This window comes from Actinoplanes lobatus (assembly GCF_014205215.1).
Taxonomy (GTDB): Bacteria; Actinomycetota; Actinomycetes; order Mycobacteriales; family Micromonosporaceae; genus Actinoplanes; species Actinoplanes lobatus.
Window position 1 is genome coordinate 9,705,546 of sequence record NZ_JACHNC010000001.1, and the last position, 21,527, is coordinate 9,727,072.

Below are 21,527 nucleotides of genomic sequence, written 5' to 3' on the forward strand. Positions count from 1 at the left end.
CGGGCGCGGGGCCGTTCGTTCCGGCCATGCCCTCCGATACGGAGGTGAGCGTGGCCCGTCCGCTCCCCAGTGGAGCCGCAAGGAGGTCGTTTTGCCTGCCGAACCGTTTTCCGTGCACCCGAACCTCGACGAGATCGCCGAGCGGGACATCGCCGCGGCGCTGCGCCCGGCCGTGCCGGGTGGGACCGCCGACCATCCGTCCGATCAGGCCGCGCATCACGGGGCGGGGGATTCCCGTCAGGCCTCCCGGGAGCGGTCCGGGCGGGCTCGCGCGGGCCGCGCGGGCCAAGCCTCGGGTGGGCGTTCCTACGCGTTCCGCCGCAGCTGAGCCGAACGGATCAGGCCGCGGCTGAGCGGCCCGGATCGAGTGGGGGCCCGGTGCCGGAGGAATCCGGCGCCGGGCCCGTCGTCGTTCTCTGGTGGGAGTGGGTCAGCCGAGCTGCGCGTACACGTCGTCGATCTGACCGTGGTACATGTCGCCGTTCCCGGCGAGGTTCGGGCCGCCGATGCGCAGGGGCATGGCGTTCTCGACGGAGAGCGTGGACGGGATGGTGGTCTTCGGGCCGGCCTCGCCGTCGACCGAGACGCCCAGGGTGGTGCCGACGCGCTCGCAGACGACGCGGTGCCAGTTGCCGTCGGAGATCGGGTGGGCGGAGCGCGCCACGAACGACTGGCGGGAACCGCGGGCGACCATCACGCACTGGGCGCGGCCGGTCTTGCCGATCTGCATCTTCCACTGGCTCTCGGTGGTGGCCACGCCCTTCTGCATGACGTTGGCGTTGCCGCTGATCTGGGCCGTCGTCAGCCGTACGGTGGCCGCCCACCGGAAGTTGCGGGTGCCCGGGTCGAGGTCGGCGTCGTCGGGCGCCTCGAGCAGCGCCTTGGCGCAGGTGGCGGCCGCGGTGGCGGCGCAGGCGCCCGGGAAGGACGCGAAGCGGCTGGTGCCCTGGGTCATGATGGCGACCTGGCCGTTGTTGGCGCCACGGATGGTGAGCTGACCGCCGCGGCCGGACAGGTCGCTGATCTTGCCGGCGTTGGCGCCGCCGTCGAAGTTGTAGCGGGCGACGACCGCGGAGCCCGCGGGTTCGTCGGTGGCGAAGGCCGGAGCGCCGAACAGCGGCGCGAGGAGAACGGCAGAAAGAGCCGCGAACATCTTCATGAGATGAAAGATGGCCTAAAATCCGATTTGATGCCCAACGTCCTGGAAAAAGTAGATCGGATGGGGGTCGTCCCTCAGAGGAGGCCCTCCGCCTCGGCGATCATGCAGATCGCCACCACACGCAGCAGCGGAAAGCCGGTGGCCAGCCACTCGGCGGCGGTGAGCGGGGCGAAGCCCGGCTCCGGCAGCGGACGGCCCATCCGGACGGCGCCGGCCGCGATCGACCGGGCGTACGCCGCCAGGCCCGCCGCGTCGGTGGCCCGGCCGGCGGCACGCAGCGCGTCACGGACCGCCGCGGCGTGCTGGTCGAGCCGGGCCAGCAGGGCGGGTTCGGCGAACGCGGCCGCCAGCCCGTCGACTCCGGCGCGGGCCATCATCTCGTCGAGGTAGACCCGGGCGGGGAGGTCGGCGGCGACGGCGGCGGCGATCGGAGCGGCGGCGAAGGCGAGGTTCTCGTTCGTCATGCCGAAGACGTTAGAGGGCCATGAGCTGCAATGACACAGGGGTGACCGGTTAGCACCCCAAGCGCCACCGCGAGCCAACCGGGCTAACCGGGCAGCGCGTCCATGGCCTTGTAGATGCGCTTGTCGGAGACCGGGTACGCCGTCCCGAGGGCCTGCGCGAAGTAGTTGATCCGCAGCTCCTCGATCATCCAGCGGATCTCCCGAAGCCCCTCCTCGGCCGGCCCACCGGGGGACGTCGAGGCCCGCAGCTCGCGGTACTCCGACTCGATCTCGTGGATCTGGGTGGTGAGCTGCCGGTCGCGGGCCAGGCCGCCGCCGAGCCGGTCCAGCCGGTGCACGATGCCACGCAGGTAGCGGGGCATCTGGTGCAGCTGGCGCCACCCGGTCTGGGTGACGAACCCGGGATGGACCAGGCCCTTGAGCTGCTGCCGGATGTCGGCGAGGGCGGGCAGCAGCTGCGGGTCGCGCAGCTGCTTGAGGCGCTGGTCCACGTCGTACGACGTGGCGAGCACCGCCCGCACCTGGGTGACCAGGTTGGCGACCGCGTCGACCAGGTCCTGCCGGACGGTGTCGCGCAGCGACGCGAACTCCACCGACGACCAGACCGGTCCCCCGGCATCGGCGACGAGCCGGTCCACGGCCGCACCGGCGCAGTCGTCGAGCAGGTCGGCGATCGACCGGTACGGGTTGGCCCGGCTCAGTTCCAGCTTGGCCCGGTTGTCCAGCCGCCCCTGGAGGAACCGCGCGGCCGGCGGCAGCGTGAGCAGCAGCAGGCGCCGGGTGCCGGCGACCATGGCGACCCGCTGCGACGCCTCGTCCTCGAACACCCGGACCGCCACGCTGTCGCCCTCGTCGACCAGCGCCGGCCAGACGTTGACCTCGTAGCCGCCGCGGACCTGGGCGACCCGCCGGGGCAGCGCGCCGAAGTCGTTGGCGGTGATCCCGCGCCGTTCCAGGTTGCCGGCCGCCCGGGAGATGGTGGCCTGCACCTTGGGCGCCAGCTGGCGGCGCAGCACCTCCAGGTCGCGGCCCTCGGCGACCGTCTCGCCGCTCTCGTTGACGATCCGGAAGTTCATCCGCAGGTGCTCGGGCACCTGGTCGGGCCGCCACGCGTCGCGCGGCACCACGGTGCCGGTGAGCCGCCGCAGCTCGGTGCCGATGGCGTCGGGCAGCGGGCCGCGCCGGACCGGCACCCGGTCGAGGACGGCCTCGGCCCAGTCCGGCACCGGGACGAAGGCGGTGCGCAGCTGCTTGGGCAGGGCCCGGATCAGCGCGATCACCACCTCCCTGCGGAAGCCCGGCACCGACCAGCCGAAGTCGTCCGCGTCGACCTTGTTGATCAGGTCGAGCGGCACCCGGACGGTGACGCCGTCGGCCGGTGAATTCGGCTCGAAGGAATAGGACAGCGGCAGTTTCACGCCACCGGACAGCCAGGCGTCCGGGAACTGGTTGGGGTCGATCGTGTCGCGGCCCGTGTTGACCAGATCGTCGCGGGTGAAGGTGAGCAGATCCGGCGTCTCCACCCGCGCCTTCTTCCACCAGCCGTCGAAATGGCGGGCGGAGACGACGTCGGCGGGGATCCGGGCGTCGTAGAGCGCGTACACCGTCTCGTCGTCGACCGCGATGTCCCGGCGGCGGGCGCGGTTCTCGATCTCGGTGATCTTCTCCAGCAACCGCTGGTTCTCGGAGAAGAATTTGTGGTGGGTCTCCCAGTCACCCTCGACCAGCGCGTGCCGGATGAAAAGCTCCCGGGAGACGACCGGATCGACCCGGCCGTATCCGACGCGGCGGCGCGGCACGATCGGCAGCCCGTAGAGGGTCACCTTCTCGAAAGCCATCACCGCGCCCATCTTGCGGTCCCAGTGCGGCTCGCTGTAACTGTGCTTGACCAGGTGCGGAGCGAGTTTCTCGGCCCATTCCGGCTCGATCCGCGCGTTCACCCGGCCCCACAGCCGGCTGGTCTCCACCAATTCGGCGGACATCACCCAGCGGGGCTGCCGCTTGAACAGCGCGGAACCGGGGAAGATCGCGAACTTCGCGCCGCGGGCGCCGATGAATTCGCGTTTCTCCTGGTCCTTCATGCCGATGTGGCTGAGCAGACCCGCGAGCAGAGCGGTGTGCACCGGTTGTGGCGCGACTCCGGCTTCCCAGTCCTCTTTCAAAGACAGATTCAGCGTACGGGTGACCTGCTTCAGTTGGGCGTAGATGTCCTGCCACTCCCGGACCCGCAGGTAGTTCAGGAATTCGCTGCGGCAGAGCCGGCGGAACTGGTTCCCGGACAGTTCCTGCTGCTTCTCCCGCAGATAGCGCCACAGGTTGAGATAGCTGAAGAAGTCCGATTCCTTGTCGGTGAACCGGGCATGCTTCTCGTCGGCCTGCTGCTGTTTGTCGGCGGGCCGCTCGCGCGGGTCCTGGATCGACAGGGCGGCCGCGATGACCATGACCTCGGCCAGGCACTCCTGCCGGTCCGCCTCGATGACCATGCGGGCCAGCCGGGGGTCGACCGGGAGCTGGGCGAGCTGCCGGCCGAGGGGGGTGAGCTTGCGGTCGTCGAGGGCGCCGAGCTCCTCGAGCAGCTTGATGCCGTCGGTGATGTTGCGCCGGTCCGGCGGGTCGATGAACGGGAACCGCTGGAGGTCGCCGAGCCCCAGGTTGGTCATCTGGAGGATGACGCTGGCCAGGTTGGTCCGCAGGATCTCCGGCTCGGTGAACTCCGGGCGCTGCTCGAAGTCCTCCTCGGAGTAGAGCCGGATGCAGATGCCGTCGGAGGTCCGCCCGCAGCGGCCCTTGCGCTGGTTGGCGCTGGCCTGCGAGACCGGCTCGATGGGCAGCCGCTGGACCTTGAGCCGGTGGGAGTAGCGGCTGATCCGGGCGGTGCCGGGGTCGATCACGTACTTGATGCCGGGCACCGTGAGCGAGGTCTCGGCGACGTTGGTGGCGAGCACCACCCGGCGCTGGCTGTGCCGTTCGAAGACCCGGTGCTGTTCGGCCGAGGAGAGCCGGCCGTAGAGCGGGATGACCTCGGTGCCGCGCAGATCCTTCTTGGTCAGGGCGTCGGCGGTGTCCCGGATCTCCCGCTCGCCGGAGAGGAAGACCAGGATGTCGCCGTCGGTGGGGAGCTCGTCGACGGCGGCCGCGATGCCGTCGATCTGGTCGATCGGCTCCTCGCGGATCTCGTCGTCCTCGATCACCGTGGTGGTGACCAGCGGCCGGTAGCGCACCTCGACCGGGTAGGTCCGGCCGGACACCTCGATGACCGGGGCGGGTTTGCCGTCCGCGGCGGCGAAGTGGGCCGCGAACCGCTCGGTCTCGATCGTCGCCGAGGTGATGATCAGCTTGAGGTCGGGCCGCTTCGGCAGCAGCTCCCTGAGGTAGCCGAGGATGAAGTCGATGTTGAGGCTGCGCTCGTGGGCCTCGTCGATGATCAGCGTGTCGTACCGGTACAGCATCCGGTCGGTCTGGATCTCGGCCAGCAGGATGCCGTCGGTCATCACCTTGACCATGGTGTCGTCGCTCACCTGGTCGGTGAACCGCACCTTGTAGCCGACCGTGGAGCCGAGCGGCCGGTCCAGCTCCTCGGCGATCCGCTCGGCCACGGTACGGGCGGCGATCCGGCGCGGCTGGGTGTGGCCGATCTGGCCGTGGATGCCCCGGCCCAGCTCCAGGCAGATCTTCGGGATCTGGGTGGTCTTGCCGGAGCCGGTCTCGCCGGCCACGACCACGACCTGGTGGTCCCGGATGGCCTCGGCGATGTCGTCCTTGCGGGCGCTGACCGGCAGCCCCTCCGGGTAGGTGATCCGGGGCGCCGACGCGATCCGGCTCTCCAGGCGCAGCCGGGCCCGCTCCACCTCGGCCTCGATCTCGGCGAGGGCGGTGGCACGGGCGGCGTCGTCACGGACGCGCCGGGTCCCGTCGAGGCGGCGCTGGAGCCGCCGCTGGTCACGGGGCAGCAACTCGGAGATCCGGCTACGCAGCGAGGAGACAGGCGTTATCGACATGGCGGAGCAAGGATAGGCGCAACCGGCCGGAAACGCCTGGTGATTAACGCCGCCCTGCCCGGGCTCGCCACGAGCGGTTCGGCGGACCCGACGGCGGCGGTCACCCTTTCGGGCCGGAGGGGCGGGGCCGTTTCCCGGAGGCCGTCCGGCTCGGTATCCCGGGGGACGAAACCGGATCAGGAACGGGGCCGACGGTGATCGTAGTCGCTGAGGATCACGACGACATCCGGTACGTGGTGCAGCGTTCGCTGGAGCGCGCCGGGCACCGCGTGGTGGCCGCGGCCGACGGTGCCACCGCGCTGGCGGCGGTCCGGGAGCACCGGCCGGACCTGGTGGTCACCGATGTGGACATGCCGTACATGACCGGCCTGGAGCTGTGCCGGGCGATCCGGGCCGACGACGATCTGCGGCACATCCCGGTGGTGGTGGCCAGCGGCTCGCTGATGCCGGGCGACGGGCTGGCCGAGGACGCGGGCGCCTCCGCCACGCTGCTCAAGCCGTTCCTGCCGGCCCAGCTGCTGGCGCTGGTCGCACAGCTGTTGCCGTCGCGGTGCGCCTCCGACGGGGCCTAGGACCCGGCTCGGCGAACGGTGGCCGCGGGTAGGCCAGCCGGGCCAGCAGGCCGGTCAGGACCAGGCCGCCGGCCAGGACGGTGATCGGCAGGTACCGGCCGGTGCCGGCAAGCTGCCGGGAATCGCCGCGGGTCTCCAGGACCCACTGCCGGTCGCCGACCTCGAACGGATCGGCGCGGCGCATGTCCGGCACACCGGGGCCGGGCCAGCCCGCCACCGTGTCCCGGCCGCCGTCGCTGTCGACCGCGACGAGCTCGCCGGAGATGCCGGAGTCGCCGACGGTCCGCAGGACGTCCCGCAGGAAGGTGCCGCCGTGCAGGGCGGAGACCACCCAGCCGCGGAACTCCGGGGTGTTGGCGCGGGTCCAGACCGGCGCGGCGAACGTGAACGACCGCTGCCCGTCCGCGTCCGAGACGGTGGTCCGGTGGGTGTCCCGGGCCAGTTCCAGCGCGGTGGACAGCGGCCCGGGGCCGGCCACGTCGGTTCCCGGGCGCGGGCCGGCCTGCCCGGCGTCGTCGAGGGCGCGGGTCAGCACCCGGAAGTAGTGCACGTCGTTGCCCGGGTTCGGGCGCAGGACGAGACCGGCCGCCCCGCGGTCGCGCCACCGCTGCTGGGCCGCCGCCACGCCGTTCTCGGGGACGCTCACGAGGAACGCCACCGGGGTGGCGCCGGCCAGGCGTGCGTCCGCCAGCGGACCGGTCGCGACGTCGAAGTCCTCCCAGGTGAGGTGGCTGTCGGTGGCGATGCCGGCGGCGACGCTGTCGAGCATGCCGCGAAACCGCTCGGTCTCGGCGCGGACGGCGGCCAGGGCGGTCCGGTGCCGCTGGTCCATCACCCGGCTCGCGATGTCACGCTGCGCCCCGTAGAGGGCGGCCGAGGACAGGACGGTGACGGCCAGCCCGGCCAGAAGCACCGAGACGGAGAGCAGCGGGCCGGTGACCCGCCGCGCTCCGTCCCTACGTTTCCCCACGTGAAAAAGGGTATGCCCGGCACTACTTCCAGGTGTCGTACTGATACAAATCGTAGTTTTTCATGATCTTAGTGACCTTGGCGGTGTAGTCGGGATCGGTGGCGTACCCGGCCTTCCGCACCGCCTCGATGAACCTGTTCGCGTCCTTCGTGTGGGCGAACGCCGGCGCGTACCGCTTGTTGTTCTTCAGGAAGTGGCCGTGGTCACGGAACGAGCGGCCCATCGTGGCGTACGTCCGGAACGCGTCGGACGTCTCGAAGCACTTCCCGGCCTTGTCGCACTCGGTCGTCCGGTAGACGTGGCACCCGGTGGCGTGGGGCCCGTAGTAGCCGCCCTGGCACTTGATGCCGAAGTAGTTGCGGTCCACCGACGACAGGCCGCTGCGGCCCCAGCCGGACTCCAGGATGGCCTGGGCGATGGTGACCGACGCCGGTACGCCGTACTCCCGCCAGCCCTGCTGCGCGCCCGGCACCGCCGCGGCGATGAACTGCGCGGGCGTCAGCGCCGGGGCCGGGGCCGGGGTGGGCTTCGGCGCGGGGGCGGGCGCCGCGCTCTTGCAGGCCGGGATCTTGGCGGAGGTGCGCACGTAGGCGTGCGACACGTACCGGCCGTCGGCGAGCCGGTCCCACAGGGTGGTGGTCCGGACCTTGCCGCGCACGCTCTGCCCGCTGATCGAGCAGGCCACGGCGATCCGCTGACCGTCGCGCAGCGTCCCGGTGACCGCGGCCGTCTGCGACGGCTTGGCGCGCACCTTCAGCTTGCTGTTCACGTCGATGGTCGCCCGGACACCGGCCGCGTGCGCCGCGCCGGGCGCGGTCACGGTACCGGCCCCGGCGGCGAGCACCAGCAGAACACCGGTGAGCAGTCGTCGGGTGGTGTGGCCCATGAATGAGATCCCCTTCGTCACCGGCAACGTCGGTTTCGAAGGTGGGGCGCGGCCGTTGCACCGGAAGATCACGATCGGGTGCGGTCACGTTGCGGTCGAGGGAAACCACGCTTGGGAACCGGCGGTACGGGGAAAGGGCGTTGGCGCATCGCCAGTCCTGGAGGTTCCCGATGACGGCTGTCGCGCCCCGCCCGGCTCCCGCCCGCACCAAGGGCCGCACCCTGCGCCACACCCTCACCCCACTGCTGGTCGCGGTGGCCGCCGCGGTCGGGGCGGTGGGCGTGCACCGGCTGTTCGTGGGGACCGGGCTGGGGCAGGCGGTGGACACCGCGGCCCTGCTGGGCGGCGACTTCCAGCATCCACGGGTCGGTGACGTGCTCACCCGTACGCTGGACGCCACCCGCCTGGCGGTGCTGGCCGTGGTGTGCGTGGCCGCCGCGGCCTTCGGCGTGCTGCGCCGCCGCCTCGACCTCGCCGTCGCCTCCGCCTTCCTGGTGATCACCGCCAACCTGGCCACCCAGCAGTTCAAGGCCCATCTGGACCGGCCGCTCCTGGACGGCTTCCCGGCGCCCAACTCGTTCCCGAGCGGGCACGCCACGGCCGCCGCGTCGGCGGCGTTCGTGCTGGTGCTGGTCTTCCCACGGGCGCTGCGCGGCACGGTCGGGCTGCTCGGCGCCGGCTACGTCGCGGTGGTCTCGGTGGCCACCGTGTGGGCCGAGTGGCACCGGCCCGGCGACGTGCTCGCGGCCCTGCTCATCGTGCTGGCCTGCGGCTCGGTCGCGGTTTTCGGGGTGCGGCTGCGCCGGTCCGGGCCGACCCGGCGCCTGCACCTGCCGAACCGGCTGGTCATGGCGGTCCTCACGGTGACCGCAGCCCTCACCGCCACCGCCGCGGTGGTCGGGTGGCTGTCCGTGGCCCTGTCCGAACGCGCCCTCCCGGACCTGGTGTCGGGTCGCTACGCGTTCCTCACCGGCGTGGCCGCCATCGTGGCCGCCACCGCCGCCACGTTCATCGTCTGGGTCCGGCTCACCTCCGGCGAACCCGCCCAGGAAGCGACCCGCTGAGCGGGCATGCCGACGGCGCCCGGCTCGCCGGGCGCCGTGGAGGAGCCGGGACCGTCAGGCCTCGGCCAACTGCCGGCGCAGCTTGGCGAGCGCCTTGGTCAGCAGCCGGGAGACGTGCATCTGGGAGATGCCGATCTGGTCGGCGATCTGGGATTGGGTGAGGTTGCCGTAGAAGCGCAGGGTGAGGATTTTCTGTTCGCGTTCGTCGAGGGTGGCGAGGGCGGGTCCGAGGGCGACGCGGGTTTCGGCGATTTCGTATTCGTGGTCTTCGCCGCCGAGGGTGTCGCCGAGTTCGGTGGTGCCGTCGGCGCCGATGGGGGTGGAGAGGCTGGTGGCGTTGTAGGCGCGGGCGCCTTCGAGGCCTTCGAGGACGTCGTCTTCGCTGATGCCGAGGTGGGTGGCGATGTCGGGGACGGTGGGGGATCGGCCGAGGGTGTGGGTGAGGGTGGCGTTGGCTTCGGTGATGGCGAGGCGGAGTTCCTGGAGGCGGCGGGGGACGCGGACGGACCAGGTGCGGTCGCGGAAGTGGCGTTTGATTTCGCCGATGATGGTGGGGATGGCGTAGCCGGCGAAGTCGACGCCGCGGTCGGGGTCGAATTTGTCGACGGCTTTGATGAGGCCGACGGTGGCGGTCTGGATGAGGTCGTCGGTGGGTTCGCCGCGGCCGGAGTAGCGGTGGGCGAGGTGCCGGGCGAGCGGCAGCCACGCCTCGATCGCCTGGGCGCGGAGCCGATCGCGGTGCCGGCCCGGTGAGGTGGTGGCCATCGCGGCCAACAAATCTGACGCACTGTTACCGGCCACGCTGTGCACGGGCTGGTGCGGCGCTTCGGTCACGGTCATGACTGGTCCTCCATCAGACGGGCAGAGAGCCGTGCCCGCACGCGGCGACCGTTCTGAAATGCAACGCTAACCGAGAAGCCTACGCCTGAATAGCCGAAAGTATGAGTGACGTTGCGTGAACGCGGGGAACACGGCGCGGATTCACCCGAGGGTGGCAGGCATGCCGGTACCGGGACGGGGGGAATCAGTGTCGGTCGCGCGTGGTAGACACCCACCAGAAGTGGCATCCGGAAGAACGGAAGACGCATGACCATCCTCGGTATCGACATCGGCGGGTCCGGCGTGAAGGGCGCACCGGTCGACCCGGCCACCGGCGAGCTGCTCGCCGAGCGGTTCCGCGTGCCCACGCCGCAGCCCGCGGACGTGGACAGCGTCGCCGCGGCGGTGGCCGAGGTGGCCGCGTCGTTCGGCGGCTTCGACCGGGTCGGTGTGACGTTCCCCGGCGTGGTGGTCGACGGGGTGACCCGCAGCGCCGCCAACGTCGACAAGTCCTGGCTCGACGCGCCGGCCGCCCAGATCTTCGCCCAGCGGCTCGGCCTGCCGGTGACGGTTCTCAACGACGCCGACGCGGCCGGGGTGGCCGAGGTGGCGTTCGGGGCGGGCCGCGACCAGTCCGGCCTGATCATGATGCTGACCTTCGGCACCGGCATCGGCAGCGCCCTGTTCTCGGACGGGATCCTGATCCCCAACACCGAGCTCGGCCACGTCGAGATCGACGGCGCCGACGCCGAACTGCTCGCCTCCGACCGGATCCGCGAGGCCGAGAGCCTGAGCTGGGAGCAGTGGGCGGCCCGGGTCGAGCGCTACCTGCACCATGTCGAGATGCTGCTCTCCCCCCGCCTGTTCATCATCGGCGGTGGCGTGAGCAAGAAGTCGGAGAAGTTCCTTCCGCTGATCGACATCAAGACGCCGATCGTCCCGGCCACCCTGCTCAACAACGCCGGCCTCATCGGCGCGGCCATGGCCGCGCATCAGGCCGCGGCCGGTCCGGGTGGCCGGCATCCGGGGGCGATCCCGGTCAACGCGGCCGCGGCCTTCTGAAAACCACGAGGGGTACGGGTAATGGCGCGCTCGATCGCGACGAACAACCGGGTCGGCCGGGCCGGGCTGCTGGAGTTCCTGCGGCCCCGGCACCGGGCGATCCTGATGACCACCCGTAAGGACGGCCGCCCCCAGTCGTCGCCGAACACGTGCGGCGTCGACGCCGAGGGCCGGATCGTCATCTCCAGCTATCCGGAACGCGCGAAGGCGGCGAACGTGCGCCGCGATCCACGGGTCTCCGTCTGCGTCCTGTCGGACGAGTGGAACGGCCCGTGGGTGCAGGTGGACGGCGTGGCCGAGGTGCTCGACCTGCCGGAGGCGCTGGAGCCGCTGGTGGAGTATTTCCGCGGCATCTCCGGCGAGCACCCGAACTGGGAGGAGTACCGCCAGGCCATGCGGGACCAGGGCAAGTGCCTGATCCGGGTGACGATCGAGTCCTGGGGCCCGATCGCCACCGGCGGCTTCCCGGCCCGCCTGGCCTGACCCGGGGCAGAGCAGAAAGAGGCCGCAAGGCCGGCACCCAGGAGGACAAATCCGGTGCCGGCCTTGCGGCCTGAGACCCCTCCCGTTCCGGCGGGCCCACGAACCCGTGGCCCCTCGGGAGGGGGAAGTAAGCGCAACCAGAGCCGGATCGCGCCCGTCGGTGTCGAGGGCTCCGAAATCGGCTAGCGAAGCGTGGTCGATTTCGGCGCCCTCGACACCGGCTTAAAGGGCGCGATCCCTGCCGAGCGGAGCGAGGCCATCAGACTCAGTCTCAGCGCCCAGCAGGTAGAGCAGGGTGTCGCGGTGCAGGGTGGCGATCGGCTCGAGGAGGTCCGGGTGGCGCAGCAGGGCGGCGGCCTCCCGGTCACGGGTGTCCGGCTGGAGCAGGCGGCGGAACTCGGTGGGCATCCCGGCGGCCCGGCGGCCGGCCGGGCGGGGCCGCGGGTCGGGCGCCGGCACGGCGGCGATCACCGCGTCCACGCCGCGCCGGGCCAGCAGCGGGTCGGCCAGCAGGCAGGCGGCCCAGCTGACGACGACCTCGTCGACCCAGGTGCGCCAGCCCTCGCCGTCGGCGAACTCGTCGTCCGGTTCGCTGCCGGCCTTCCAGTCGAGGATCGCGGAGCCGCCGGGGCCGGCGATCGCCACCAGCGCGGCGTCGATCTCGGTCGGGTAGCGCAGCCAGGCGGCGACCGTCACGGCCTGCCGGGCCTGCAACTCGGCGAGGGTGTGCGACACGGTGTTGGACTCGCCCCCCGGGTAGGCGCGGGCCAGCCAGTGGGTGCTGGCGGCGATCACCGGGGACAATGCGGTGGACGGTCCGGCCACGTCGGTTTCTCCTCCTTCAGGCGCTAGCCGGGTCGGCCCGCGTCCAGGAATACAAGCTCGGAGCCGGCGGGCCCTCCTTGAGCAGGCTTCCTCGATGGCAACGCACCGCAACCGACGCGCTCCCTTCGCCCCGGGACGGCCGGGTCGCCCTGTCCGCGGACGCCGTGCCGGGACCGTGATCCGGCTCGCCGGGGCCGTGATCCGGCTCGCCGGGGCCGTGATCCGGCTCGCCGGGGCCGTTTCACGTCTGCCGCCCGGGAAAGATGAACGCCTGTTGCGAGCAGGTGAAATTGTCGTGTTTTCCGGCGGCGCGCGGCCGCGTCCGGATGCGCCGCGGGCACCCCCCTCCGGTAGGTTGGGACGCATCGGCGATCGGCCGTTTCACAGCCTCCACTGCGGAGAAGTCATAGAGACGCCGGCGGTGGTTTTCCCGGTCGCCGAGTCCTCCCGTGCCCCTCTGACTACGGTGGAGATCATGACCGGTCGCTTCCCCATCGAAGACGTGACGCCGGCGGTCGCCGGTGGCCGCTATCCCGCGAAAGCGGTGGTCGGCGAACTGGTCCCGGTGTCGGCGGTGTCCTATCGCGAAGGACACCACGCCCTCGGCGTGAACGTGGTATGGCGCGGCCCCGACGGCGAGACCAGGCCGTTCACCCGGATGACCCCGGGCGAGCCGGGCCTCGACCAGTGGCACGCCGCGATCCGGCCGGACCAGGTGGGCCGGTGGACGTTCACGGTGGAGGCGTTCGACGATCCGTACCGGACGTGGCGCGACGCCGTGGTGAAGAAGATCGGCGCCGGTCAGGGCGCCGGGGACCTGGCGAACGACCTGGCCGAGGGCGCCGACGTGCTGGACCTGGCCACCAAGATCGTGCCGGCCGAGCAGGAGGACCTGGTCCGCGACGCGGCGGCCGCGCTGCGCGACGAGCAGAGGTCGCTGTTCTCCCGGGTCACGCCGGCGCTGGACCTGGAGGAGCTGCTCTGGCACAACCCGGTGCGGCAGCTGGTCACCGCGACCCGTTCGTTCGCCATCTGGGTGGACCGCACCCGGGCCCTCTACTCGGCGTGGTACGAGTTCTTCCCGCGTTCCGAGGGCGCCGAGATCGGCCCCGACGCGGCCCCGGTCAGGCACGGCACGTTCCGGACGGCGGCCGAACGGCTGCCGGCCATCGCGGCGATGGGCTTCAACGTGGTCTATCTGCCGCCGATCCACCCGATCGGCAGGGTCAACCGCAAGGGGCGCAACAACACGCTGGTGGCCCGGCCGGAGGACGTCGGCTCGCCGTGGGCGATCGGGGCGGCCGAGGGCGGCCACGACGCGATCCACCCCCAGCTCGGCACCCTGGAGGACTTCGTCCGTTTCCGGGAGAGGGCGGAGGAGCTCGGCATGGAGGTGGCGCTGGACCTGGCGCTCCAGGCCGCGCCGGACCACCCCTGGGTCAAGCGGTTCCCGCAGTTCTTCACCACGAAGGCGGACGGCACCATCGCGTACGCCGAGAACCCGCCCAAGAGGTACCAGGACATCTACCCGATCAACTGGGACAACGACTACCGCACGCTGCGCGACGAGGTCTACCGCGTGGTGATGCACTGGGTGAACAACGGGGTCAAGATCTTCCGGGTCGACAACCCGCACACCAAGGCCGTCAACTTCTGGCAGTGGCTGATCCCGAAGGTCAAGGAGACCGACCCGGACGTGCTGTTCCTGGCCGAGGCGTTCACCCGCCCGGCGATGATGAACGGGCTCGGCAAGATCGGCTTCACCCAGTCGTACACCTACTTCACCTGGCGGACCACCGCGCAGGAGATGCGGGAGTACATGGGCCAGTTGCTCGCCTCGGCGGACTGGATGCGGCCCAACTTCTGGCCGAACACGCCGGACATCCTGCACGAGACGCTCCAGCACGGCGGGCCGCCGATGTTCAAGATCCGCGCGGTGCTGGCCTCGATGCTGACCCCGTCCTGGGGCATGTACTCGGGGTACGAACTGTTCGAGCACGTGCCCCGGCCGGGGGCCGAGGAGTACATCGACAACGAGAAGTTCGAGCTGAAGCCCCGTGACTGGGCGGCGGCGGAGCGGTCCGGGCGGTCGCTGGCACCGTACCTGACCAAGCTGAACCGGATCCGGGACGAGAACCCGGCCCTGCACTGGCTGCGGAACCTGCGCTTCCACGAGGTCGACAACGGCGCGCTGCTCTGCTTCTCCAAGCGGGACCCCGCCACCGGCAACACCGTCCTGGTCATCTGCTCGTTCGACTCCGGCAACGTGCAGTGGGGCAACACCACGCTGGACATGTCCGCCCTGGGCCTGGACTGGCACCAGCGATTCACGGTGGTCGACCAGATCACCGGCGCGACGTACGAGTGGGGTCAGCACAACGCGGTCCGGATCGACCCCTTCGTCGAGCCGGCGCACATCTTCGTCGTCAGGACGGGGTAGGGGGAGAAACTCGATGGAGCTGACGAGCGAGCACGACCCGGCCGAGGGCAGCCACACCGAGGGCGGGGTGGTCGAGCACCCGACCGCCGACGACTTCGGTCATGCCCGCGCGCTTCCGGCGGACCGCACCTGGTTTCAGCGGGCGGTCTTCTACGAGGTGCTGTGCCGGGCGTTCTACGACTCGGGGACCGACGGTTCCGGCGATCTTCGCGGCCTCATCGAACGACTCGACTATCTGCAATGGCTCGGGGTGGACTGCCTCTGGCTGCCACCGTTCTACGACTCACCGCTGCGCGACGGCGGCTACGACATCCGCGACTTCTACAAGGTGCTGCCGGAGTTCGGCACGGTCGAGGACTTCGTGGCCCTGCTGGACGCGGCGCACAAGCGCGGCATCCGGGTGATCACCGACCTGGTCATGAACCACACGTCCGACTCGCACCCGTGGTTCCAGGCCTCCCGGCACGACCCGGAGGGGCCGTACGGCGACTTCTACGTGTGGAACGACACCAGCGACAAGTACAAGGACGCGCGGATCATCTTCGTCGACACCGAGGAGTCGAACTGGACGTTCGACCCGGTGCGCCGGCAGTTCTACTGGCACCGGTTCTTCTCCCACCAGCCGGATCTCAACTACGAGAACCCGAAGGTGCAGGAGGCCATGCTGGACGTGCTGCGGTTCTGGCTGGACCTCGGCATCGACGGGTTCCGGCTGGACGCGGTGCCGTACCTGTTCGAGGAGGAGGGCACCAACTGCGAGAACCTGCCGGCCACCCACGCGTTCCTCAAGCACTGCCGCAAGGTGATCGACGACGAGTTCCCGGGCCGGGTGCTGCTGGCCGAGGCGAACCAGTGGCCGGCCGACGTGGTGGAGTACTTCGGCGACGCCCGCTCCGGTGGCGACGAGTGCCACATGGCGTTCCACTTCCCGCTCATGCCACGGATCTTCATGGCCGTCCGCCGGGAGTCGCGTTTCCCGATCTCGGAGATCCTGGCGCAGACACCGTCCATACCGGACAACTGCCAGTGGGGCATCTTCCTGCGTAACCACGACGAGCTGACGCTCGAGATGGTCACCGACGAAGAGCGCGACTACATGTACTCGGAGTACGCCAAGGACCCGCGGATGAAGGCGAACGTCGGTATCCGGCGCCGCCTGGCCCCGCTGCTGGAGAACGACCGCAACCAGATCGAGCTGTTCACCGCCCTGCTGCTGTCGCTGCCCGGCTCGCCGGTCCTCTACTACGGCGACGAGATAGGGATGGGCGACAACATCTGGCTCGGCGACCGGGACGGCGTCCGGACCCCGATGCAGTGGACGCCGGACCGCAACGCCGGCTTCTCCACCGCCACGCCGGGCCGCCTCTACCTGCCGGTCAACCAGGACCCGGTCTACGGCTACCAGGCGGTCAACGTGGAGGCCCAGCGGGACAGCGCGACCTCCCTGCTGAACTGGACGCGGACCATGCTGGCGGTCCGCCGGCGGCACGAGGCGTTCGCCGTCGGCACGTTCCGCGAGCTGGGCGGCTCCAACCCGTCGGTTCTCGCCTATCTGCGTGAACATGGCGACGATGTGGTGCTCTGCGTCAACAACCTGTCACGCTTCCCGCAACCGATCGAGCTGAATCTGCAGCACTGGAACGGGTACACCCCGGTGGAGCTGACCGGGCACGTCAACTTTCCCCGGGTCGGGCAGTTGCCGTACCTCTTGACCCTTCCGGGCCACGGCTTCTACTGGTTCCAGTTGTGCGGGTCGGAGGAGAAGCAATGACGCTGCCGTTCGCCGAGTGGTTACCGAAACAGCGCTGGTACGCCGGCCGCAGCCGGATTCTCGCCTCGGTCGAACAGGCGGCCGCCACGCCGCTGGGCGGGGATCTGGAGCTGGTCCTCCTCGACGTGGCGTACACCGACGGCAGTTCCGAGCGTTACCAGATCCTGGTCGGGTGGGGCGCCGGCCCGATACCGGAGTACAGCGCGGTCGCCACCATCGGCACCACCGACGACGGCCGGATCGGCTACGACGCCCTCTACGATCCGGTGGCGGCCCGGCATCTTCTGGGGCTGATCGACCGGTCCGAGCCGGTCGGCGACATCACCTTCGACCGGGAGCCCGGCATCACGCTGCCGCTGGAGGCCTGGCCGCGGGTGTTCGACGCGGAGCAGAGCAACACCAGCGTCATCTTCGACCAGGACGCGATCCTCAAGCTGTTCCGCCGGGTCACCTGCGGCGTCAACCCGGACATCGAGCTGAACCGGGTGCTCGGCCGGGCCGGGAACGCGCACGTGGCCCGCCTTCTCGGCTCCTTCCAGGCCGACGACTGCTCGCTCGGCATGCTCACCCAGTACGCGGACAACTCGGCCGAGGGCTGGGCCATGGCGACCGCGTCGGCGCGGGACCTGTTCGCCGACGCGGCGTACGCGGCCGACGAGGTGGGCGGCGACTTCCAGGGCGAGTCGTTCCGGCTCGGCGAGGCGGTCGCCTCGGTGCACCTGACGCTCGCCGCGGAGCTGGGCAGCGGCCCGTCGCCGTTCCCGCTCGACGCCGTGCTGGCCCGGCTGCGCACCGCCGCCACCGCGGTGCCCGAGGTCCAGCGGTTCGTTCCGGCGATCACCGACCGGTTCACCGCGCTGACCGGCGAGCAGGTCGAGATCCAGCGCATCCACGGCGATCTGCACCTCGGGCAGGTGCTGCGCACCCCGGAGGCGTGGCTGCTGATCGACTTCGAGGGCGAGCCGGGCCAGCCACTGGACGAGCGCCGGCTGCCCGACTCGCCGTTGCGTGACGTGGCCGGGGTGCTGCGCTCCTACGAGTACGCGGCCTATCAGCTGCTGGTCGACCAGGACGAGGACGAGCATCTCGCGGCGCGTGCCCGGGAGTGGGTGGACCGCAACCGGACGGCGTTCTGCGACGGATACACGAACGTGGCGGGCACCGACCCGCGCGTGCACGGTGCGCTGCTGGCGGCGTACGAGCTGGACAAGGCGGTCTACGAGGCCGCCTACGAAGCCCGGCACCGGCCCGGCTGGCTGCGGATCCCCCTGCGGTCGATCGCCCGGCTCGTCGGATGAACCCCGGAGGGCAACCCGAGATCATGATAGGCCAGTCCACCTCTCCCCTCGCCGCCGACCAGCGGGCCATGAACAGCGTGATCGCCGGGGACACCCACGATCCGCACGCCGTCCTGGGCGCGCATCCGCACGGCGGGCGCACCGTCATCCGTACCCTGCGCAAGGGCGCCGGGAAGGTGGCCGTCCTGCACGACGGGGAACGCCACGAGACGACGAAGGTGCACGCGGACGGGATCTTCGCGGCCGAGCTGCCCGGCACCGTGCTCGACTACCGGCTCGACGTGGACGGGGTGGAGTGCGACGACCCGTACCGGCATGTTCCCACCCTCGGCGAGCTGGACCTGCACCTGATCGGTGAGGGCCGGCACGAGAAACTGTGGACGGTGCTCGGCGCGCGGCCGCACGAGACCGGGGTCGCCTTCGCGGTGTGGGCGCCGAGTGCCCGGGGCGTGCAGGTGATCGGTGACTTCGCGGGCTGGGGGCCGTACGACGGGTGGCCGATGCGGTCGCTCGGCTCCAGCGGCGTCTGGGAGATCTACGTCCCGGCGGCGCATGTCGGCACCAAGTACAAGTTCAAGATCCTCGGCCGGGACGGGGTCTGGCGCGAGCACGCCGACCCGCTGGCCCAGCACACCGAGGTGCCGCCGGCCACCGCGTCGGTGGTCTTCCAGTCGTCCTACCGGTGGCACGACGAGCAGTGGATGCGGGAGCGGTCCCGCCGGTCGTGGCACCAGGAGCCGATCAGCGTCTACGAGGTGCACCTGGGCTCGTGGCGGCCCGGCCTCACCTACGTCGAGCTGGCCGAGCAGCTGGTCGACTACGTGGTGGAGACCGGGTTCACCCACGTCGAGCTGATGCCGGTGATGGAGCACCCGTTCGGCGGCTCGTGGGGTTACCAGGTCACCGGCTACTACGCGCCGACGTCCCGGTTCGGCACGCCCGACGAGTTCCGGCACCTGGTCGACAAGCTGCACCAGGCCGGCATCGGCGTGATCCTGGACTGGGTGCCGGCCCACTTCCCGAAGGACGAGTGGGCGCTGGCCCGGTTCGACGGGACCCCGCTCTACGAGCACGGCGACTGGCGGCGCGGCGAACACCCGGACTGGGGCACGTTCGTCTTCGACTTCGGCCGCAAGGAGGTCCGCAACTTCCTGGTGGCCAACGCCCTCTACTGGTGCGAGGAGTTCCACGCCGACGGGCTGCGCGTCGACGCGGTGGCCTCGATGCTCTATCTGGACTACTCGCGCAAGGACGGCGAGTGGACCCCGAACCAGTACGGCGGCCGGGAGAACCTGGACGCGATCAGCTTCCTCCAGGAGATGAACGCGACCGTCTACAAGCACCACCCCGGGGTGGTCACCATCGCCGAGGAGTCGACCGCGTGGCCGGGCGTCACCCGCCCCACCCACCTGGGCGGTCTCGGGTTCGGCTTCAAGTGGAACATGGGCTGGATGAACGACACCCTCTCCTACATGGAGAAGGAGCCGATCCACCGGCAGTGGCACCACCACCAGATGACCTTCGCCACCGTCTACGCCTGGAGCGAGAACTACGTCCTGCCGATCAGCCACGACGAGGTGGTGCACGGCAAGGGCTCACTGACCGGCAAGATGCCCGGCGACCTGTGGCAGAAGCTGGCCAACACCCGCGCGCTGCTCGGCTTCATGTGGGCCTTCACCGGCAAGCAGCTGCTCTTCATGGGCTCCGAGATGGGCGACGAGTTCGAGTGGAACGAGGGCGGCGGCCTGCACTGGCACCTGCTCGGCGACGAGCAGCACGCCGGGGTGAAGCGGCTGGTCACCGACCTGAACCGGGTCTACCGGGAGACCCCGGCCATCTGGACGCAGGACACCGGCCCGTCCGGCTTCCGGTGGATCACGAGTGAGGACTCGCACCACAACACGTTCTCGTTCATCCGGTTCGCCCCGAACGGCGACACCCTGGCGTGCATCGTCAACTTCGCCGCCATCCCGCACGAGGGCTACCGCATCGGCCTGCCGCGGGCCGGCCGCTGGACCGAGGTGATCAACACCGACAGCGAGCTCTACGGCGGCTCCGGCGTCGGCAACATGGGCGCGGTCGAGGCCGAGCACCTCGCCTGGCACGGTTTCGACGCCTCGGTCTCGCTGCGGGTCCCCCCGCTCGGCGCCGTCTGGCTCAAACACGAGGGCTGACCGGTCACGGGGGCGGGCTCAGGCCCGTCCCCACCACTCGGTCGCGAGCAGACCGTAGATCAGGTCGTCGGTCCACTCCCCCTTGATGAAGGTCTGCTGCCGCAGCAGACCCTCGCGCTGGAAGCCGAGCCGCTCCATCAGGGCCGCCGACCGGACGTTGCGCGCATCGCACTCGCCGGTCACCTTGTGCAGCCGCTGCCGGCGGAACAGGCGGTCCAGGACGGCGCCGACGGCCTCGGACGCGAAACCCCGTTTCTGGTACGGAGCGGCGAACGTGAACCCGAGTTCGGCCTGCTTGAGGTTGTCGTGCAGGCGCACGTACACGTCCCCGATCAGCCTCTCCTCGGCGGCCAGCTCCACCGCGTACTGAAAATGGCCGGCCCGGTCCGGGGAGCCGGCCGCGAAGTTGCGGACCGCGATCACGGCCCGTTCCGGTGGGAACGGCGCGTCCCACGACTGGTAGCGCGCCACCTCGGGATCCGACCGGTACGCCGACAGCACCGGCGCGTCGGATGCCCGGAAACGCCGCAGGATGAGCCGCTCGGTCGGTATCAGCACGCGCCGAGGATATGTCACACCCGCCCGGCGGAGGCGCCGGGCGGGTTCCCGGCGGCGCTACACCTCGATGACGTCGGCGACGATGACGGTCACGTTGTCGGGCGCGCCGTTCTCCAGGGTGCGGTTGACCAGCTCGGCGGCGCAGCCCTTGCGGTCGGCGACCTCGCGCAGCGTCTGGGCGATGACCGCGTCCTCGACGTAGTCGGAGAGGCCGTCGCTGCACAGCAGGTACCGGTCACCGGCGCGGGCCGGGATCATCCGGCCGGCCGGGCGGAAGGGGCCGCCCTGCACGGCCTGGGTGACCAGGGCGCGCTGCGGGTGGCGGCGGGCGTCGTCGGGGGTGAGCACGCCCTGGTCGACGAGCGCCTGTACGTAGGTGTCGTCCCGGGTGAGCTGGGTGAACTCGCCGTCGCGGAGCAGGTAGCAGCGGGAGTCGCCGACGTTCAGGGCGGCCAGCCGGTCGCCGGAGAGCAGCAGCGCGGTGACCGTGGTGCCCATGCCGTCGCGGGCGTCGTCGTCGGCCACGGCGGCCTCGATCCGCTCGTTGGCGGTCTGGAGGGCGCTGATCAGATCCTGGAGGGGCTCGCCGGTGTCCGGCGTCGAGTCGACCGTGCTGAGCGTCTGCACGAGGATGTCGCTCGCCAGCTCCCCGGCGGGCAGACCACCCATGCCATCCGCCACCACGAAGAGTCGATTACCGACGAAGACGGCGTCTTCGTTATTGGACCGGACCAGGCCCTGATCAGTGGCGGCGACCGCCCGGACAGCAAGCGTCATGTGACAAGAGTGCCAAAGGCCAATTCCGTTGTCTCTAGTACCTCCTACCAAGTGTCATCGAGTACCGCCCCGAACGCTCCGGCCGCCCCCGTCGGGCAACCCCCACGACAGCGATGATTACGCAGGTCAGGACCCTTCCACGGGGGCCGGGAGGCCGGTCCGGGGCGGGTCCGGCCGATCGGGCCCTCCGGGCGCCGCCGCGACGGG

The 21,527-nt window shown here is 70.8% G+C and carries 18 protein-coding genes; 9 read left to right on the forward strand and 9 right to left on the reverse strand.

All coding sequences use genetic code 11. The features are described 5' to 3' along the window. The first annotated feature begins 91 nt into the window (after positions 1-91). Positions 92-328: a hypothetical protein gene (locus tag BJ964_RS44130; RefSeq protein WP_188126217.1), complete on the forward strand. Its 237-nt coding sequence runs from the start codon at positions 92-94 to the stop codon at positions 326-328. A gap of 102 nt (positions 329-430) precedes the next feature. Here BJ964_RS44130 and BJ964_RS44135 read toward each other — a convergent pair whose 3' ends face one another. The 3 genes from BJ964_RS44135 to hrpA form a co-directional block, all read right to left on the reverse strand. Next, positions 431-1,159 (reverse strand): LamG-like jellyroll fold domain-containing protein, encoded by a 729-nt coding sequence (locus BJ964_RS44135; protein ID WP_188126218.1) that lies wholly within the window; start codon positions 1,157-1,159, stop codon positions 431-433. Positions 1,160-1,233: 74 nt separating this feature from the next. Further along, on the reverse strand, positions 1,234-1,623 hold the full coding sequence (locus tag BJ964_RS44140) for a DUF6401 family natural product biosynthesis protein (protein WP_188126219.1): 390 nt from the start codon (positions 1,621-1,623) through the stop codon (positions 1,234-1,236). A gap of 83 nt (positions 1,624-1,706) precedes the next feature. Further along, positions 1,707-5,621, reverse strand: a complete 3,915-nt coding sequence (hrpA, locus tag BJ964_RS44145; protein ID WP_188126220.1) for an ATP-dependent RNA helicase HrpA — start codon at positions 5,619-5,621, stop codon at positions 1,707-1,709. A gap of 194 nt (positions 5,622-5,815) precedes the next feature. Here hrpA and BJ964_RS44150 point away from each other — a divergent pair, with 194 nt between their 5' ends. Next, complete coding sequence (locus BJ964_RS44150; protein WP_188126221.1) at positions 5,816-6,193, forward strand: response regulator; 378 nt, start codon at positions 5,816-5,818, stop codon at positions 6,191-6,193. Here the strand turns inward: BJ964_RS44150 and BJ964_RS44155 are convergent. Both BJ964_RS44155 and gsmA read right to left on the reverse strand, forming a co-directional pair. Beyond that, complete coding sequence (locus BJ964_RS44155) at positions 6,114-7,163, reverse strand: CHASE domain-containing protein (protein ID WP_188126222.1); 1,050 nt, start codon at positions 7,161-7,163, stop codon at positions 6,114-6,116. The genes BJ964_RS44150 and BJ964_RS44155 overlap by 80 nt on opposite strands. 22 nt (positions 7,164-7,185) lie before the next feature. After that, a complete protein-coding gene (gene gsmA / locus BJ964_RS44160; protein WP_188126223.1) occupies positions 7,186-8,049 on the reverse strand; it encodes a sporangiospore maturation cell wall hydrolase GsmA in 864 nt (287 codons plus the stop codon). Between the two features lie 170 nt (positions 8,050-8,219). On the opposite strand from gsmA, the gene BJ964_RS44165 reads away from it, so the two are divergent. Further along, positions 8,220-9,113, forward strand: coding sequence for a phosphatase PAP2 family protein (locus tag BJ964_RS44165; protein WP_188126224.1), 894 nt, complete (start codon positions 8,220-8,222; stop codon positions 9,111-9,113). A gap of 54 nt (positions 9,114-9,167) precedes the next feature. Here BJ964_RS44165 and BJ964_RS44170 read toward each other — a convergent pair whose 3' ends face one another. Next, positions 9,168-9,953, reverse strand: a complete 786-nt coding sequence (locus BJ964_RS44170; RefSeq protein WP_188126225.1) for an RNA polymerase sigma factor SigF — start codon at positions 9,951-9,953, stop codon at positions 9,168-9,170. A gap of 246 nt (positions 9,954-10,199) precedes the next feature. Between BJ964_RS44170 and ppgK the strand changes: the two genes are divergently transcribed. Together ppgK and BJ964_RS44180 are read left to right on the forward strand one after the other, a co-directional pair. Further along, positions 10,200-10,994, forward strand: coding sequence for a polyphosphate--glucose phosphotransferase (ppgK, locus tag BJ964_RS44175; protein WP_188126226.1), 795 nt, complete (start codon positions 10,200-10,202; stop codon positions 10,992-10,994). A gap of 21 nt (positions 10,995-11,015) precedes the next feature. Then, the gene (locus BJ964_RS44180; protein ID WP_188126227.1) at positions 11,016-11,477 is read left to right on the forward strand and encodes a PPOX class F420-dependent oxidoreductase; all 462 of its coding nucleotides are present in this window, start codon (positions 11,016-11,018) and stop codon (positions 11,475-11,477) included. Positions 11,478-11,699: 222 nt separating this feature from the next. Here BJ964_RS44180 and BJ964_RS44185 read toward each other — a convergent pair whose 3' ends face one another. Beyond that, positions 11,700-12,302 (reverse strand): hypothetical protein, encoded by a 603-nt coding sequence (locus BJ964_RS44185; protein ID WP_188126228.1) that lies wholly within the window; start codon positions 12,300-12,302, stop codon positions 11,700-11,702. A gap of 475 nt (positions 12,303-12,777) precedes the next feature. Here BJ964_RS44185 and BJ964_RS44190 point away from each other — a divergent pair, with 475 nt between their 5' ends. From BJ964_RS44190 to glgB, 4 genes are read left to right on the forward strand one after another with little or no spacing between them, the layout of a single operon-like run. Next, a complete protein-coding gene (locus BJ964_RS44190; protein ID WP_188126229.1) occupies positions 12,778-14,742 on the forward strand; it encodes an alpha-1,4-glucan--maltose-1-phosphate maltosyltransferase in 1,965 nt (654 codons plus the stop codon). A gap of 13 nt (positions 14,743-14,755) precedes the next feature. Further along, positions 14,756-16,513, forward strand: a complete 1,758-nt coding sequence (treS, locus tag BJ964_RS44195; protein WP_188126230.1) for a maltose alpha-D-glucosyltransferase — start codon at positions 14,756-14,758, stop codon at positions 16,511-16,513. Continuing rightward, complete coding sequence (locus tag BJ964_RS44200; protein WP_188126231.1) at positions 16,510-17,811, forward strand: maltokinase N-terminal cap-like domain-containing protein; 1,302 nt, start codon at positions 16,510-16,512, stop codon at positions 17,809-17,811. Before treS ends, BJ964_RS44200 begins: the two co-directional genes overlap by 4 nt. 23 nt (positions 17,812-17,834) lie before the next feature. Beyond that, a complete protein-coding gene (glgB, locus tag BJ964_RS44205; RefSeq protein WP_229807142.1) occupies positions 17,835-19,985 on the forward strand; it encodes a 1,4-alpha-glucan branching protein GlgB in 2,151 nt (716 codons plus the stop codon). A gap of 18 nt (positions 19,986-20,003) precedes the next feature. Here glgB and BJ964_RS44210 read toward each other — a convergent pair whose 3' ends face one another. Beyond that, positions 20,004-20,543 (reverse strand): GNAT family N-acetyltransferase, encoded by a 540-nt coding sequence (locus BJ964_RS44210; RefSeq protein WP_188126232.1) that lies wholly within the window; start codon positions 20,541-20,543, stop codon positions 20,004-20,006. Between the two features lie 57 nt (positions 20,544-20,600). Further along, entirely contained in the window at positions 20,601-21,320 is a 720-nt protein-coding gene (locus BJ964_RS44215) for a PP2C family protein-serine/threonine phosphatase (RefSeq protein WP_188126233.1), read from the reverse strand. Positions 21,321-21,527 lie beyond the last annotated feature (207 nt).

Excerpts from the sequence above, each read along its gene's own strand:
- BJ964_RS44135 (WP_188126218.1), bottom strand. The coding sequence starts at position 1,159 with ATGAAGATGTTCGCGGCTCTTTCTGCCGTTCTCCTCGCGCCGCTGTTC.
- BJ964_RS44140 (WP_188126219.1), bottom strand. The coding sequence starts at position 1,623 with ATGACGAACGAGAACCTCGCCTTCGCCGCCGCTCCGATCGCCGCCGCC.
- hrpA (WP_188126220.1), bottom strand. The coding sequence starts at position 5,621 with ATGTCGATAACGCCTGTCTCCTCGCTGCGTAGCCGGATCTCCGAGTTG.
- gsmA (WP_188126223.1), bottom strand. The coding sequence starts at position 8,049 with ATGGGCCACACCACCCGACGACTGCTCACCGGTGTTCTGCTGGTGCTC.
- BJ964_RS44165 (WP_188126224.1), top strand. The coding sequence starts at position 8,220 with ATGACGGCTGTCGCGCCCCGCCCGGCTCCCGCCCGCACCAAGGGCCGC.
- BJ964_RS44170 (WP_188126225.1), bottom strand. The coding sequence starts at position 9,953 with ATGACCGTGACCGAAGCGCCGCACCAGCCCGTGCACAGCGTGGCCGGT.
- ppgK (WP_188126226.1), top strand. The coding sequence starts at position 10,200 with ATGACCATCCTCGGTATCGACATCGGCGGGTCCGGCGTGAAGGGCGCA.
- BJ964_RS44180 (WP_188126227.1), top strand. The coding sequence starts at position 11,016 with ATGGCGCGCTCGATCGCGACGAACAACCGGGTCGGCCGGGCCGGGCTG.
- BJ964_RS44190 (WP_188126229.1), top strand. The coding sequence starts at position 12,778 with ATGACCGGTCGCTTCCCCATCGAAGACGTGACGCCGGCGGTCGCCGGT.
- treS (WP_188126230.1), top strand. The coding sequence starts at position 14,756 with ATGGAGCTGACGAGCGAGCACGACCCGGCCGAGGGCAGCCACACCGAG.
- BJ964_RS44200 (WP_188126231.1), top strand. The coding sequence starts at position 16,510 with ATGACGCTGCCGTTCGCCGAGTGGTTACCGAAACAGCGCTGGTACGCC.
- glgB (WP_229807142.1), top strand. The coding sequence starts at position 17,835 with ATGATAGGCCAGTCCACCTCTCCCCTCGCCGCCGACCAGCGGGCCATG.
- BJ964_RS44215 (WP_188126233.1), bottom strand. The coding sequence starts at position 21,320 with ATGACGCTTGCTGTCCGGGCGGTCGCCGCCACTGATCAGGGCCTGGTC.